At 69.2% G+C, this 14,460-nt stretch carries 16 protein-coding genes and 2 CRISPR repeat arrays; of the genes, 3 read left to right on the top strand and 13 right to left on the bottom strand.

The window, feature by feature from the left end; all coding sequences use genetic code 11:
* Window positions 1–350 precede the first annotated feature (350 nt).
* From ACWC5C_RS03685 to ACWC5C_RS03650, 8 genes are all read right to left on the bottom strand, one after another.
* Window positions 351–551: a hypothetical protein gene (locus ACWC5C_RS03685; RefSeq protein ID WP_450873364.1), complete on the bottom strand. Its 201-nt coding sequence runs from the start codon at window positions 549–551 to the stop codon at window positions 351–353.
* A 57-nt stretch (window positions 552–608) separates the two neighbouring features.
* A complete protein-coding gene (locus ACWC5C_RS03680) occupies window positions 609–1,085 on the bottom strand; it encodes a glycine-rich domain-containing protein (RefSeq protein ID WP_450873362.1) in 477 nt (158 codons plus the stop codon).
* Window positions 1,086–1,506: 421 nt separating this feature from the next.
* Window positions 1,507–1,704 carry a hypothetical protein gene (locus ACWC5C_RS03675; RefSeq protein WP_450873324.1) on the bottom strand — a complete coding sequence of 66 codons (198 nt, stop codon included), beginning with the start codon at window positions 1,702–1,704 and terminating at the stop codon, window positions 1,507–1,509.
* A complete protein-coding gene (locus ACWC5C_RS03670; protein ID WP_450873360.1) occupies window positions 1,704–2,123 on the bottom strand; it encodes a hypothetical protein in 420 nt (139 codons plus the stop codon). The genes ACWC5C_RS03675 and ACWC5C_RS03670 overlap by 1 nt, the downstream gene beginning before the upstream one ends.
* A 94-nt stretch (window positions 2,124–2,217) precedes the next feature.
* Complete coding sequence (locus ACWC5C_RS03665; RefSeq protein ID WP_450873358.1) at window positions 2,218–3,426, bottom strand: helix-turn-helix domain-containing protein; 1,209 nt, start codon at window positions 3,424–3,426, stop codon at window positions 2,218–2,220.
* A gap of 1,053 nt (window positions 3,427–4,479) precedes the next feature.
* Window positions 4,480–4,668 carry a hypothetical protein gene (locus ACWC5C_RS03660; protein WP_450873356.1) on the bottom strand — a complete coding sequence of 63 codons (189 nt, stop codon included), beginning with the start codon at window positions 4,666–4,668 and terminating at the stop codon, window positions 4,480–4,482.
* Complete coding sequence (locus ACWC5C_RS03655) at window positions 4,665–5,033, bottom strand: hypothetical protein (RefSeq protein ID WP_450873354.1); 369 nt, start codon at window positions 5,031–5,033, stop codon at window positions 4,665–4,667. The genes ACWC5C_RS03660 and ACWC5C_RS03655 overlap by 4 nt, the downstream gene beginning before the upstream one ends.
* A gap of 127 nt (window positions 5,034–5,160) precedes the next feature.
* Window positions 5,161–5,880, bottom strand: a complete 720-nt coding sequence (locus ACWC5C_RS03650) for a GntR family transcriptional regulator (protein ID WP_450873352.1) — start codon at window positions 5,878–5,880, stop codon at window positions 5,161–5,163.
* 115 nt (window positions 5,881–5,995) lie between these two features.
* Between ACWC5C_RS03650 and ACWC5C_RS03645 the strand changes: the two genes are divergently transcribed.
* Complete coding sequence (locus tag ACWC5C_RS03645) at window positions 5,996–6,775, top strand: class I SAM-dependent methyltransferase (protein WP_450873350.1); 780 nt, start codon at window positions 5,996–5,998, stop codon at window positions 6,773–6,775.
* Window positions 6,776–7,002: 227 nt separating this feature from the next.
* On the opposite strand, the gene ACWC5C_RS03640 is transcribed toward ACWC5C_RS03645, so the two are convergent.
* Window positions 7,003–8,199 carry a helix-turn-helix domain-containing protein gene (locus ACWC5C_RS03640; protein ID WP_450873348.1) on the bottom strand — a complete coding sequence of 399 codons (1,197 nt, stop codon included), beginning with the start codon at window positions 8,197–8,199 and terminating at the stop codon, window positions 7,003–7,005.
* Window positions 8,200–8,636: 437 nt separating this feature from the next.
* Window positions 8,637–9,153: a CRISPR direct-repeat array (repeat unit 29 nt).
* 550 nt (window positions 9,154–9,703) lie between these two features.
* Between ACWC5C_RS03640 and ACWC5C_RS03635 the strand changes: the two genes are divergently transcribed.
* Window positions 9,704–10,369 carry a hypothetical protein gene (locus tag ACWC5C_RS03635; RefSeq protein ID WP_450873346.1) on the top strand — a complete coding sequence of 222 codons (666 nt, stop codon included), beginning with the start codon at window positions 9,704–9,706 and terminating at the stop codon, window positions 10,367–10,369.
* 112 nt (window positions 10,370–10,481) lie between these two features.
* Window positions 10,482–11,122: direct repeats of the CRISPR family, unit length 29 nt; unit sequence GGGGCCAACCCCGCGTGTGCGGGGACCAC.
* 260 nt (window positions 11,123–11,382) lie between these two features.
* Here ACWC5C_RS03635 and ACWC5C_RS03630 read toward each other — a convergent pair.
* The 3 genes from ACWC5C_RS03630 to ACWC5C_RS03620 all read right to left on the bottom strand — a co-directional run bounded on the left by ACWC5C_RS03630 (window position 11,383) and on the right by ACWC5C_RS03620 (window position 13,080).
* Complete coding sequence (locus ACWC5C_RS03630; RefSeq protein WP_450873344.1) at window positions 11,383–11,739, bottom strand: hypothetical protein; 357 nt, start codon at window positions 11,737–11,739, stop codon at window positions 11,383–11,385.
* Window positions 11,740–11,808: 69 nt separating this feature from the next.
* Window positions 11,809–12,264, bottom strand: a complete 456-nt coding sequence (locus ACWC5C_RS03625; protein WP_450873343.1) for a hypothetical protein — start codon at window positions 12,262–12,264, stop codon at window positions 11,809–11,811.
* 42 nt (window positions 12,265–12,306) lie between these two features.
* Window positions 12,307–13,080 (bottom strand): SDR family oxidoreductase, encoded by a 774-nt coding sequence (locus ACWC5C_RS03620; RefSeq protein ID WP_450873341.1) that lies wholly within the window; start codon window positions 13,078–13,080, stop codon window positions 12,307–12,309.
* Window positions 13,081–13,196: 116 nt separating this feature from the next.
* Here ACWC5C_RS03620 and ACWC5C_RS03615 point away from each other — a divergent pair, with 116 nt between their 5' ends.
* Entirely contained in the window at window positions 13,197–14,108 is a 912-nt protein-coding gene (locus tag ACWC5C_RS03615) for a helix-turn-helix transcriptional regulator (RefSeq protein WP_450873339.1), read from the top strand.
* Here the strand turns inward: ACWC5C_RS03615 and ACWC5C_RS03610 are convergent.
* Complete coding sequence (locus tag ACWC5C_RS03610) at window positions 14,032–14,448, bottom strand: DUF7919 family protein (RefSeq protein WP_450873337.1); 417 nt, start codon at window positions 14,446–14,448, stop codon at window positions 14,032–14,034. The two genes, ACWC5C_RS03615 and ACWC5C_RS03610, sit on opposite strands and share 77 nt — an antisense overlap.
* Window positions 14,449–14,460: the final 12 nt, after the last annotated feature.

The following is a 14,460-nucleotide window of genomic DNA, read 5'->3' as shown; positions in this document are numbered from 1 at the left end:
GCAAAAAGCGCATGTGGTCTGGGAATGGAGCGCTGGCGCTTGCGCATGTATGGGGGCGGATCTCGCGTGCGGGACTACCGGGAGCACACTGATGTGCCCGAGGTGTACCCCGTACGCGCGGGGATAGCGTCAGGTCCCACTGAGCGCCCGCGTGATGGGGGCCAGCCCTGCACACCCGAGGTTGACGGCCTCGGCGAATCCCTCCCTGCTACGGCCGGGGCCAGCCTCGCGTGCGCGGGTGCCACCGAGGGCGCTGTTGAGCCCGATCGGGGGCACGCTTCCCACAGGACCATCCCCGTCCGCGCGCCACGGGGCGACGCGCGGACGGGGGCGCTCTTCGGACCTTTGAACTATGGGGCGATGCCCGTACCGCCGCACCGGTTGCACCCCACGGTGAGCACCTTGCCGTCCGGCTCCACGAAGACGGTCGCGGGCAAGCCGCCGCGGCGCTTCTTGCAGCCGCAGGCCTCATCCGGTTGCGGGGCAGGCGCCCGGAGCTGATCCACGAGTTCTACGAGACCGGCCCTCTCGGGGTTCACCCACTGCTCCATGATGACCACCTCCTGTGACGATGGTACGGGCGCGGCGCCCGGTAGTTCAGCGCTTCGTCAGTTCGGACCGCTCGGGCCGTCGCCGTCCGGGTCGCCGGTGCAGCTGCCCTCGGGGCCGCCAGGGCCGTGCTGGCAGCTGGCCGCGACCGGGATGGAGGAGTCGGTCGGCGCCAGCCACAGAGCATCGTCCACGGGGAACCCGGCCTGCACGATGCGCTGCTGGGTGCGCGTCAGCGCTTCGGGGTTACGCCGCTCCGGGTCCGGCGCCTGCGGCACGTGGTGGACGAACGTGCCGACTCGCTCGCACAGTTGGCGGTACGTTCGGGTGTGCAGGATCAGAGCATGCCAGCCCTCGTCCACGACCCTGGACGGGGCGAGCGGGCTCGAAGCACCAGCTGCGGCCGCCACGAACTTCACCGCCTCGTCGACGATCCGGCCCGCCGTGGCCTCGTCCATGCCGGGGTTGTTGCGCAGGACGGTCTCCACGACCTCGGCCCGCTGTGGCTGGTCCAGTAACGCAGTAACGTCTCGCATGTGCCTTCCTCTCTCGATGGGGTGGTGCGCGGTCTCCGTCCCGGTCGCTGGCCGTCCAAGCGCGCGATCGGGGCGGGGGCTTGTCTTCGACGGGGCTCCGGCTCGGATGCCTGGCCGGAGGCCGGAGCCCCGTCGCCCTGTGGCCGACCGCCGAACATCCGGCTGCAGGGGGCGGGGAGGGCGGACCGCTGCCGACGTGCCCGGTACGGGGGAACCGGATCGGCAGCAGCCCGCCCGGTCCATGGGGCCGCGGCGTCCCGGACCGCGCCGTGCAGCTGGTTCCCGGCGGTGCACCGGTGGCCGTCCCGGCAGCCGGTGCAGTCCATGGCGTGGTCGAGGAACTGGCTCCAGGCCGTAGGCTCGGGCTCCGGAGCGGTGGGTTCGGCGCCGCAGGTGGGTGCGGGTGGCTGCTCGGGTGCCGTCATTGCTGGCGCCTGACGGGCTCGTTGCGGTCGAGGAGGCGGCGGCTGCAGTCGAACGGGTCGCGTTGCTTCGGGAACGTGGGCGCGCAGTCGGGGCAGGCGTGGATGGTGCCGCCGCCACCGCTCGCGCCGTACCTGGTCGCGACGACGACTGGTTGGCTGGTGGTCTTCTGGCAGCGGGCGCAGATCTGGGGCATCACCGGGCCGTCGCCTCCTCGGCGGGCTCGGCGAGTGCTCGGGCCAGGGCCAGGCGCAGTCGGTGCGGGTCGGTCAGGTACTGGCCGTCGCTCGCCGGGGTCCGCCAGTGCAGGCGCGGGCCTTGCGTCCAGGTCGCGGGTGGTACGCCGACGTAGGTGACCTCGGCGCCGTGTGGGCCGAGGGCGTGGATGCCGTGGTGGAGACGCTCCCAGTGTTGGGCGTGGCCCGGGGGGATGAGCCAGTACATGAGGCCGTAGTCGGCGATGACGGCGCCGGAGGTGTCGCCGAGCAGTTCGAGGGCGCGTTCCCCTAAATCCGCGGGGGCTCGGACGATGTCCCAGTGCGGCCCGACTTTGATCATCTCAACTTCGGTGCCTGCTGGCGGTGCCCATTGGTCGGCTCGGGCTTTGGTCGTCATGGTCGGCTCCATGTGGCAGCGTGTTGACCGTCACATCTTGTCGACCGGGAAGGGGCCGCGCGTTCACAGTTTGTGAACACGCGCGGGCTCAGCGTCACCCCACCCCGCACCAGCGCGCGTACTCGCGCAGCTCCTCCGACAGGCGCGACTGCGAGCGCAGCATCGTCGCCACCGTCTCATGCACGTACGGGTCGTATCGCTCCTGCTGGGGCGCCACCTCCCGAGCCTTCTGTAGCGACTTCATCGCATCGTCGTGGTCCGCCGTCCACACCGCCGCCCGCGCGCGATTCGCCCAGTACCGGGCCACATGCGCCACCATGGGATACGACTCGGGCACCTTGACCGCGCGGGCCCGCTGCATCGCCAGGTCGTGCTCGTTACGGTCAGCCGCTGACGACACCCCGACCAGGCCCACGTAGAACGGGCCGAAGCCCAAGCCGAAACTGTCGGTCTCGCCGAGTTCGTCCGCAATTCCCTTGGCCTCCGCCAAGCAAGCATTCGACCCGTCGCCGTCCCCACGCCCGGACGCCAAGATGGCCGCCTTCAAATGCAGCGTGCCCAGTACCGCACGGGTGGGCCGCTCCTGCCCTCCGGGGAAGTCGCGGACCGCCAGCTCGGCCAGGCGCATCCCAGCGTCAGCGAGACCGCCGTCCAGCGCGAGCTGTCCGCGCAGCACCCGTTCCACGGCGACCCAGCGGGGATCCGCGCCGCGCATCGCGGCGTTCTCCATGCGGGTCAGAGCCAGCCGCGAGAGGTCCATGTACCCGAGCCGGTAGGCGACCACCTCGGCGGTGTGGGCTGCCTCGGCTTGTAACCATTGGACGCGGGCGAGGTCCCCGGGGACCTCGAAGGTCTCGGCGGCATGCGCCAGTTCTCGGATGAGCGGCGGCAGGGTATCGGCCAGTGGCAGGAACTCAGCGGCCAGCCTCCGCTGACGCGCCGCCATGACGTCGCTCTCCAGTACCGACAGGGCGCGGGGAGGTGGGTCTCCTGGCTCGGACAGCGCATCCCATAGGCTGAGTGTGCTGCTCAGCGGCGCGATCACCGCATCGAGTTGGTCCTGCTGGAGCTGCTTGATATACGGCTGGCCGCGCAACACGGCGACGCTGACGCTGAGTGCGCGCGCCACCGACCCGAGAAGCTGTTCACTGGGCGACCGTTCGCCCTTCTCGATCTGGCACAGCATCGAGGGGGATGCGTGTGCCCGCTGGGCGAGTTCTCGTAGCGTGTATCCGCGGATAAGGCGCTGCTCTTTCAGCCGCGCTCCAACGGTTCCTGGGCGTGCCTCAGTGCCATCTGACATGATGACTCCGTTCCGACGTCGACACTCGGAACGGTACTCCCGGTCGGCTCCGCGGGTACGTCGCCCGGCCCTCATTTCGGTGGGGGCCGTCGCGCTTCCTTGACACGACGAAAGCCCCCTCGCCCAGCCCGCAGGCCTGCAGGCCGGGCGAGGGGGTGACCTTAGGGAAGGCCGTAAGGTCCTCACGCCCAGAATTGAGGGTCGGGACGCCGACCGGTCCGGCGCCAGAACAGCAGGCTTCCCCGGCCCGGGGACGGCTCCAGTGAGGCTGCGGCGCACCAACACGCCGACACAGCAGCACAATGCGCGGGGACCACATAAAGTCGGCGGCCATCACGAGTGCGGGCTGGGGACCAGCCCCCCCCGTGCGCGGGGACCACCTTGATGAGCTGGTCGAGCTGGGCGTCGGTGAGGGACCAACCCCGCGTGCGCGGGGACCACAGGAGCTGACCTGGGGCTTTATGTAGCTGGGGGCTCGGTTTTAATCACTTTCGCGGAATCCGGCAAAGTGGCTCTTTTGCGTAATGCGGGCAAATCGCTCGCTGGTCTGTGTCGTACTGATTATCTCGGATGAAGGCTCGCTGGCGCGGCGCTTCACCTTGGCAGCTCGTCGACCGTTGAGTTGTGGTGCCGGGGCTCCAAGTGGTGTCTGTGTCCCGGCCTCCGAGGTGCTCCGTGGGTGGTGACCGGTTTCGCCGTGCGAGGTGGTCGGCATGCCCGGCTGGCGCTCAGGTTCGGCCTGGCCGGGCGGTGGAAGTTCAGTGGTGGGTGTAGGTGTACATCAGTAGCAAGGCCGGGAATGCGATGAGGGCCGCGAGGCCGATCCCGTACGCGATGTCGCCGAGGGGCTTGGTTCTGCGCTGGTTCGGGTCTGTGTGGGGGCCAGAGTGTTTCCGGGGCCTCGGGTGGGGCTGTTCGCGCAGCTTGGTCCACGCTTCGTGATGTGCCTGGAGGAGGGCGAGGCCCGTCTCGCAGCCTTCGCTGGGTGGGCGGCAGTCGGGGCAGTTCGCGGCGTGGTCGAGGGCCGTGCGCCATGCCGTTTCGGCCTCGGTGTTACGGCCGTGGGTGGGGGCGGTCATTGTGTGTGCCGTGGAACGGGTCGTGTTGTTTGGGGAACGCGGCGGCGCATTTGCCGGGGCAGGCATAGAGGGTGTGGCCGCCTGCGCTCGCGCTGTACTTGATGGCGACGACGACCGGTTCGCTGGTCGTCTGCTGGCAGCGGGCGCAGACCTGGGGCGTCACCGGGTGCGCTCCGTGCTGGTGTCGGGCTTGGTCAGCACGGCGTGGACCAGGGCCTTGTACAGCAGCCACGGGTCCGTGAGGTATCCGTCGCGGCTGTACGCGACGCACCAGTGCGTGCCGGGTCGGGACAGGTGGTCGGCGGGTGGTACGCCCAGGTAGGTAGCCACACCCTCGGCTGCGGTGAGGACGTACGCCTGCCGAAGCTTCCAGGAGCTGGCCGTGCCGCAGAGGATGAGCCAGTAGAAGGTGTTGCAGCGGTCCTGGATGACGGCCCCGGACTCGTCGCCGAGGAGTGCCAGGGTCCGTTCGCCGATGCTCTCCTCTACCCGGACGGCGTCCCACCAGCGGCCTGTCGGTAACGCCACGGGGTCAGCCCCGGTGGGTGGGCTCCACGGTTTGGCTTTGATCGTCATAGTCGGCTCCAGTGTGTGAGGGAGCGTATGTAAGCCCACAGTGGACCGGTTGACCGGTCCAGTCAAGCCATTCGTAACCCTATGACCCCATCGTGTAGTGGTCCGTCAACTCCCATAGCGCGCCCGGCGTCACACCCTCCTCGCAGACCAGGGCGCGCCCGTCACGGTCGTACGCCGTGTGCCGGGCAACGGCTACCGCCGCGGGCTGCGACAACCCCAGCAGATCGGCTTCCTCGTCCGTTGCCAGCCGCACCGTGTAGACGTCGACTCCCTTCACCGGCGAGCGCCCGGTGCAGCGGGCAACGTAGTTCGTGGTCCCCTCTGCGATCGGCCCCTTCATGCCGAGACGCGGGCATGCGTCGGCGATATCCATGGGGAACCAGGCGACGACCAGCGTGTACGGATCGCCCTCGTCCAGCAGGACGAGTCGCGCCCGGCGTAGGGCGTGGGCGTCCTCAGGGAGTGCCATCGCGTCGGCGATCTGAGGGGACGGTGCCTCCTTCGTCGGTGCGCTCAAGCGCCTGAAGGGACGGCCTTCCGTCACTCGATCGGCTGTGTGCCGACGTCCGGCCGGGCGCGCCACGGGGGTCTCGACCACCGTGAAGCCCGCGCCTTGGCGAGCGACGACTACGCCGTCGTTCCGCAGGACATCCATCGCCTTGACGACCGTGGCTCGGGACACGCCGAACTGCTCGGTGAGTTCCCGTCCGGAGGGGAGGAGATCGCCCGGTCCGAACTCGCCCTCGGTGATACGTGCCCGGAGGTGATCCGCGATCTGCTCGTACTTCAGTTGCGTCACGACTGCTCCCACGTAGGTGACGGGTTAACCGGGCACGTTACCCGCAGGGCGGACACGGACCTCCCTGGCCCGCCACAATGCAGTCATGACGGCTCACCGGATAGCTCCCGAGGTCATGACCTTCTACGCGTCCACCATCGACGAGTCGACGCGGCTGTCGTCCACGGCGGACGGCAGGCTGGAGATGGTGCGCACGCAAGAACTTCTGCGCCGCCATCTTCCGCCTGCCCCGGCCCGGATCCTTGATGTTGGTGGTGGCCCGGGCACGCATGCTCGGTGGCTGATCGAGGATGGCTACGAGGTGCATCTCGTGGATCCCATTCCTCGGCACGTCGAACAGGCGGAGCGCATTGACGGGTGTGTTGCCGAAGTGGGCGATGCGAGGGGGCTTACGGCGGAGAAGGAGTCCTACGACGTCGTGCTCTTGCTCGGCCCTCTCTACCACCTCTTGGAGCGTGCCGACCGTGATCAGGCGCTAGCCGAGGCGTACCGCGTGCTGCGGCCGAGTGGGCTCCTGGCAGCCGCTGGGATCAATCGCTATGCCAGTCTCTTTGAGCACACGGCCTTTGCCCACCTGCACGGTGAGCGGATGCAGGAGAGCATCGGTGGCATCTTGCGGACTCAAGTGCACGACGGGAAGAAGGCGTTCACTGCTGCCTACTTCCACAGTGGGGAGCAACTGATCGAAGAGGTGACGGCGGCGGGATTCGATGCCCAGGTCTTCGGCATCGAGGGGCCGACGTGGGCGATGCTGAAGGCGACAGAGCAGTACACGGGTGACTCCCTCATCGGTACGCCGCTCTTTCAATCCGCCTTGGCTGCGGCGCGTATGGCTGAGCCGTATCCCGAACTGCTGGCGGCGAGTTCACACCTCTTGGCGGTAGCGCGTCGTTAGAGCGTGGATGTTCGGCATGCTGCCCCACCAGTCGGCGTGGCCGCTGGGGATGAGCCAGTACATGAGGCCGGAGTCGACGATGGCGGCGCCGGACCTCTTGCCAAATAACTCACGACACGGCTCCTCGTGGCCGGTTTGTATCCGTGTCGTGACGCTAGGTGTGTGGCGGGTCACTGCTCAATGGCACTTCCGTCGGCGACCCGGCGGAAGTGCCAACAGGGGTTACCTCACAGGGGCAGACCGACCGCGTCCGCCAGCATCCGCATCTCCGGCGTCAGCGTCCGCCGCCGCTCGACCACATCGCCGAGGATGTCCCGCGCGTAACGCTGATTGGCCAGCCACTCAGGCGCATTGGTGTGTACGTCGGTCAGCACGCCAACCGCCTCGCCGTACTGCCGCATCATGGTGTGAGCTTTGGCCACGTCCAGACGATGCCGGTGGAATTCCGTACTCACCGACAGGCCGCTGGGCCTCTGAGGCGGCGCGGCACGGCCGAGCCGTGTCGGCTTCACCGCGCGCAGCACCTTGTCCGGCTCGTCCAGCACGATGTGCCGCTCGCATGCCTTGTACCGCACGGTCGTCGGGCCCCATGTCGTCAGGCGCTCGGTGCCGCGAGGTAGCTCACGCCCCAGCAGTACGGAGACCGACTGCGCCAGGCGCATCGTGTCGTCCGCCTCGCCCCTCCTGTTGTCGCGGAGGTTCGCGGCCGACGCCTGCATCAGCAGCCACCCCCACGCCGCCAGTTCCTCCGGCGTCGCCCGGCTCACCCTGGGCTCGACGTCGTCCGCCCACTTGGTGGCCAGCTCTCGGGACGCGGCGAGCTTCCCCTGTCGGACGAGGAGCCAGCTCCACGTGGCGATGATCCCGGCGGCGCGGAGCCGGTCCGGTGCGTCGTCCAGTGCGCGGCGGAGAGCGGTCTCCGCCGCGCTGTACTGGCGTGCCTGGGTGAGCACGCTGCCCGCGATCTGGAGCAGGTGGGACCGTACGTCCCGGGCGTCGGCGGAGTCGCCGAGCGCGTCGGCATCCCGCAGCAGCGGTGTGAGTAGACCGGTCAACTCGGCGAGGTGGTTGGCGAAATACGCCTTCCGTACGGCGGGTAGTAGCTCGCGGACGCCCTCCACTGTGGGGGCCTCGCCCGTACGGCGGGCCGCGACCTGGACTGCGGCCCGCAGGGGGCGCCACTCCTCCGCTGCCTCGCCGTCGGTCTCTTCGTCGTCGCGTTCCAGGAGGGCGCTCGTGGGGACGCGCAGTGCGACGGCGAGATCGTGCGCCGTCTCCATGCGGGTGTCGGTGATTTCGCCCTGCTCCAGCTTACGGATGAGGGAGAGCGATACGCCGGAGGCGGCAGCCAGCTCTCGCTGGTTCAGGCCGCGGCGCTTGCGGATCTTGCGGAGCTGGGCGCCAATGTGAGTGTCGCCGGGCATGCTGAACTCCGTTCTGAACTCGACACTCAGACGGTACTCCTGGCGGTGCAGGGGTTGCAGCGATCGGCCCCTGACCGCCCGTCAGGGGCCTTCGTGCTGTATGGGGCGTGACGTCTTGCCCCTCGCCCGGTCTGCAGGCTGGGCGAGGGGGCGGCGTCAGCGAAGGCCGCGAAATCTTCACGCCCAGAGGGTCAGGGACGCCGCCGGTCCAGCGTCCGTATAGCAGGCCTCCCCGGCCCCGAGGGCGGCTCTGGCTGAGGCTGCGTCGCGCCATCACGCCGACACATCAGCGCATCCGGATCAGCAGCAGGCGGCTCCAACGAGTACCCGCTCGGGCAGGTCCGGCCGTCCGCCCCATCGGCTCCGTCCCGGCCGTCCCGCCCATCCCCGCATGCGCGGGGACCAGCCAACCTCTCCAAGTTCTTGGCCACTGACAGGGGGCCAGCCCTGCGTGTGCGGGGACCACGTCCCGCCGTCCAGGGCCGACCAGATGCCGCTGGGGCCAGCCCCGCGTGCGCGGGGACCACCTCGCGCGTCCTGGCCAGGAGCGGCGCGATGAGGGACCAGCCCCGCGTGCGCGGGGACCACCCCGGACCGGCGCTCCCGGCCACGGTCCAGCCGGGACCAGCCCCGCGTGCGCGGGGACCACGCGGAAGGCGCCGAGTACGAAACGGACGCGCTGGGACCAGCCCCGCGTGCGCGGGGACCACGACCACCAGCACCCCGGCGCGGGCGAGGATCTGGGACCAACCCCGCGTGCGCGGGGACCACATCAAGACGGCCGCCGTCGCGGTGAAGGACTGGGGACCAACCCCGCGTGCGCGGGGACCACCGGGAATAGCGAACTAGCGGACAGGGCGGCGCGGGACCAACCCCGCGTGCGCGGGGACCACCGCACCCAGCCCCAGGTCCGCACGGTGATCGGGGGACCAACCCCGCGTGCGCGGGGACCACAGGAGCTGACCTGGGGCTTTATCCCGCTGAGTGCTTGATTTCAATCACTTCTCTAGAAACCGTCAAAGCAATCTTTCCTCTCGAAAAGGGTGAACTGCTCGGCGCTGCCCCGGCCATCGTGGCGCCACGATCTCGTTCTGATTATCAGGGAAGCGGTCGCGTTGGCTTTGCCCTTCTGCCTCAATGGCTCGTCGGTCTGTTCGAGCTGCGGCGCTGGAGGAGCATCGGCGGGTGAGAGGTCGGCCAGCTGAACGCCGTAGCCGAGGCCGGGGTTCGGGGATGATGAATCCTCGGGATCGCTGAAGTTCGGGCGGGTTTGGGTCGAGGGGTCTGCTGAGGCAAGTCCGTCGTTGGAGCTGGGTTATGGCGAGGTGCGCCAGCGGTTGCACTGTCAGGGAGTTGAGAGTGCCCGCTCACGTCCCCGGCGAGGAGAGGGTGTCGGTAGGGCCACCCCGTATCCGGTGTCCAGGCCTACTGACGGCAACCGTCGTGATCGGCAGGATCGTCTCGTCAGCAGTCGAACCGACGAGGAAGACAACAGGGGGCACTCATGAACGAGACCTTTGCCAGACGTGTGACTGGCATCGCGGGCATCTCCACCGCTGCCGCCATCATCGTCGAAGTGCCCCTGTACTTCATCTATTCGGGTCCTCCGCCGGATTGGAACGTCCTGGCCAGGCTCCTGATCGGGATTGTCGCGCTCGCGTTTCTGATCGTGTTCGTGACGGCCTTTCGTGAACTGGTCAAGCGCGTGAGCCCCGAGTATGAGTGGGTGGGCTCGATGGCCTGTGCCACGGGACTGGTCTACGCGACGGTCACCCTGGTCTCCAGCGGCTTGGAGGCGGGCGCGGTCATCGCCGTCGACCACCGGATCGATCCGACCATCGCCGTCAGCGGTACGTACATCCTCTACGGGTCGATCTCCCGTCTCATGCTGGCGTTCTTCCTGGTCTCGGTGGGTTACGCCATCTCGCGCACGAACCTGCTTCCGCGGTGGGCCGGGCGGTCGGCGTACGGCCTGGCGGGGGTCAACCTGGCTTTCGTGCCGTCTCTGTTCTTCGGCAACACCCCCGCGAACTTCTACGCGGCGAACGGCTGGGGCACCACTGCCCTGATGGGGGCGATCTTCAGCTATTGGCTGCTGGCCGTGGGCATCTCCACCTATCGCAGCGCCACGCGCCTCGCTGTGACCGGATCGCCGACGCTGCAGAACTGAGCTACGACGGAAGGAAGTTGCGGTGCCCGCCTCTTGGTCGGGCACTGCAACAGGCGCGTGTGGGCTGGGAGCGGTCGTGATGGCGCTCTCGTGCGTCAGCCGCGGATTCGCGCGGGGGCAACCCCGCGTGCGCGGGGAACCACTCCATGAAGATCGGGCCCGCCGGGGCCACGTCGGGACCAGCCCCGCGTGTGCGGGGACCACCAGGCCCGACACCTCGACTTGATCGACGAGGTGGGACCAGCCCCGCGTGTGCGGGGACCACCCCGGGTACCGGGCCAGGGTCACCAGCAGCGTGGGACCAGCCCCGCGTGTGCGGGGACCACTCGTAGGCGCCGAGGACCTTCACGACCGGGCGGGGGCCAACCCCGCGTGTGCGGGGACCACCTTCGCGAGCCGATCTTGCCGCCGAGTACCACGGGGCCAACCCTGCGTGTGCGGGGACCACGGCACGGCGATGGCGACGCCGACGAACTGGTGGGGGCCAACCCCGCGTGTGCGGGGACCACACCCAGACGGGCTACAACCATTTCATTTTACCGGGGCCAACCCCGCGTGTGCGGGGACCACGCTTGGTCGAGGTGGGGTCCGGCGGTGGGGTCGGGGCCAACCCCGCGTGTGCGGGGACCACAACTCGGCGCCCGGCAGCAGCGTCAGCCTCGTGGGGCCAACCCCGCGTGTGCGGGGACCACGTGTCGATTTGGGGCCTACAAGCCGGTGGCTCGGGGCCAACCCCGCGTGTGCGGGGACCACAGGAGTTGAGCTGGGGCTTTATGCGGGCGGTGACTTGGTTTTGCTTACTTCTGCTGAGTCCGGCAAAGTGCACTCTTCTCGCATGTTGGTCATTTCGGTGACCCCGCTCGGTGTAGGGCTCGGCCTCGTTCTGAGTATCCCGGATCGTCTCGGCCGATGTGTTGTGGAGTGGTGTGTGGAGAGGGGGCCGGGTGGTGGTGTATCAGGTGGTGGTTGGGGCGAAGGGAGCTGTGGAGGGGGGGGGCTGGGCGCGGGGGCGGTTAGTGGAACTCTTGGACTACCTGGATCTCGCCGACTATGTGGGCGTTGAAGTCGTCCAGGTCTTCGGCCGGGACCCAGAGTTCGAGGATGGTCTTGCCGCCCGCCTGTTGGACGGGGTAGCGGATCAGGAAGTCGGAGTCGACCTCGAAGCGGGTGACGTAGCCCGCTCCGTCGTGCTTGACGTTCCAGTCCCTCGCGATCTTGATCGCGTAGTCCTCGTTGAGTACCGGGTAGAAGATCGGCTGCTCGGGGAGGCGGGGTGGCCAGGCGCGCCAGTTCAGGTCGCGGACCAGGTCCAGCTCCTTGGGGCCGGTGGGGCGCCAGAGGGTTGTGGTCGCGGGGTGGCGGCTGGGCATGCGGGTCACTTCCGGTGGGGTGGGGTGTCGGGGAGCGATCGTACGTTCTCCTGCTGCTCGCGCTTGGGCCTACTCCTCGCCGTCCGGGAGCAGGTGTCGGGCGGGGGAGTCGGGGCGTAGGGGGAGGCGGTGGATGCCGTTCGGGGTGGCGATCAGGGCGTCGGGGACTTCGGATTCCAGGAAGCGGATGTAGCCGATGGTGCCGATGGTCGTCGTCCTGGTGGCCAGCCAGGTGAGGAGGGTGCGCAGGGCGTCGAACTCGTCCGGGTGCACTTCCTGGCGTACGGTCAGCGCCCAGCCGCGCGGCCCGGGGAGCAGTGCGCCGACCAGGGCGCCGCCGATGCGGTGGGCCGGGCCCCTGGAGGAGAGGAGGGGGTACTCCTCCAGGGGGTCGGGCAGAGGGTCGGACGTCTCCGGGGCCTGGTCTCCGGGCTCGCCCAGGTGTCGGCGGATCACGGCGAGGTCGGAGGTGGGGAGGGAGTTGGGGAGGTCCAGGGATAGCTGGAGTTCGAAGAGGTCGCTCACCTGGGAAGGGTATTCCCGGTGGCGGGACGGTGGTTCTTCGGTTCAGCCCTGTTGGGTCGGGACGACCACCAAGTCCGCGATGTTCACATGGGGTGGGGCTGCCACGCCGAAGGCGATCGCTTCCGCTATGTCCTCGGGGGTTAGGGGGTGGAGGGTGGTGCGCATCCCGGCGAGAGCGGCTTGCATCTGCGGATCGCGCATGTCCTCGCCCAGTTCTGTGAGGGTGACGCCTGGCTCTACGTTCTTCACGCGCACATCGCGCGGCCCGAGTTCCGCGCGCAGGTTGCGGGTCAGGTGGGCCACGGCGGCCTTGGTGGCCGAGTAGACGGACCAGTTGGGGTACAGGAGGTGTCCGGCTACGGAGCCCACGTGGACCAGGTCCGCGGGGTGGCCCTCGGCGGCAGTGGCTATGAGGTCGTCGGTGAAGGTGCGGGCGGTGTGGAGCAGGGCGCGCAGGTTGGTGTCGAGCATGCGGTCCCATTCCTCGGTGGCCGCCGTCTCGAAGGGGGCGCCGAGCATCACGCCCGCGTTGGCCACGACGAGGTCGACGCGGCCGAGGGTGGCGCGGATGGTGTCGGCGGCGGTGGCGAGGGCCTCGGGGACGGTCAGGTCCACCGCCAGGGGGAGGACCGTACCGGTGGCCGTGGGGCGCAGTTCGTCGGCCAGGGCCTTCAGGCGGTCCTCGCGGCGGCCCAGGATGGCGACCTGTGCTCCGTCGGCCACCAGGCGGCGGGCGGTGGCGGCGCCGATTCCGCTGGTGGCGCCCGTGATCACCGCGGTGCGGTCGGACAAGGGGGTGTGGTGGTGAGTGGTCATGGGGTCAGCGTTGCCGGGGGTTGGGGGCCGCTCCAGGTTGTGATCCGTCTGGGTGGGGGCATCGTAGGAGTATTGGGGCCACCTTCCGGTGTCCCTGGCGGCGTAGCGTCGAAGGCATGGACAGCGAGAATCTGCTCGGGCAGTTCCTGCGGGCCCGCCGTGCCCTGCTGCGGCCCGAGGACGTCGGCCTGCCGCCCGGTGTGCGGCGCCGGGTGGCCGGGTTGCGGCGGGAAGAGGTGGCGATGCTCGCCGGGGTGAGCACCGACTACTACGTACGGCTGGAGCAGGGCCGGGAGCGGCATCCGTCGGCGCAGGTGGTCGACGCGCTGGCCCGGGTGCTCGGGCTGGAGGAGGACGCGGTGGCCCATCTGCATCAGCTGGCGCTTCCCGTACCCGCGCGGCGCCGGAAGGGGGCGCGCGGGGAGCGGGTCAGCCCGGTGCTGGCGCGGATGATGGAGGGCTGGCACGGGACCCCGGCCGTGGTGCTGGGGCGCTGTCTGACCGTACTCGCGCACAACGCCCTGGGCCGGGCCCTGTTCGAGGGGCACACCTACAGCGGGGATCTGCTGCGGCTGGTGTTCCTCGATCCGGACGCGAAGGAGTTCTACCCGGAGTGGGAGCAGGTGGCCGTCAGTACGGTGGCCGGGCTGCGGGCGGCCGTCGGGACCGACTACGACGACCCCCAGCTGGTCGAGGCGGTCGGCGAACTGTCGTTGCGCAGCGAGGAGTTCCGGCGGTTGTGGGCCCGCCACGACATCCGTCGGAAGGCACACGCGACCAAGCGTTTCCGGCACCCCGTGGTCGGCGAGCTGACGCTGGACTACGAGTCGCTGACGGTGAACGGCGCCCCGGGGCAGCAGCTGGTCGTCTACCAGGCCGCCCTGGGAAGCCCCTCCGAGCACGCGTTGTCGATGCTCGGGAGTCTCGCCGCCGACTCCGTGTCACGAACCCCTATCCCCGAGGGGCGCTCCGACCGGACGTCACCGCTTCCACGAACTCCGCCGGGGGCAGATAGGAGTGCGCGGTGACGTAGTGGTGGATGAGATTCGGGGCGATCAGCCAGCGGCCGCCCCCGTCCACGACCCGCACCTCGGCATTGCCGAGGACGACTTCCTGGGCGCCGACCACGATGCTCACCGGATATCCGGGGTCCTGCTGGTGCGGAAGCTGGCAGGGGAACAATCCGCGCATGGCGTTACGGGAATCGTCCCGGCACAGCAGCGCCAGCGCCTTGACGAATTCCGCGGGTGCCTCGCCGCGCGGGAATTCGGAATCCTTCTCCAGCCAGCCGACGTTGACCGCCTCGACCCCGTACGGGACGGTCCCGGGGCTGTAGGCGTACGGGGAGCCGTCCTCGTACCGTGTCACAGCGATTCCTCC

Source organism: Streptomyces sp. NPDC001700, assembly GCF_053596435.1.
The sequence above is the reverse complement of the archived record's forward strand: the minus strand, read 5'-3'. Positions and strand labels throughout refer to the sequence as shown.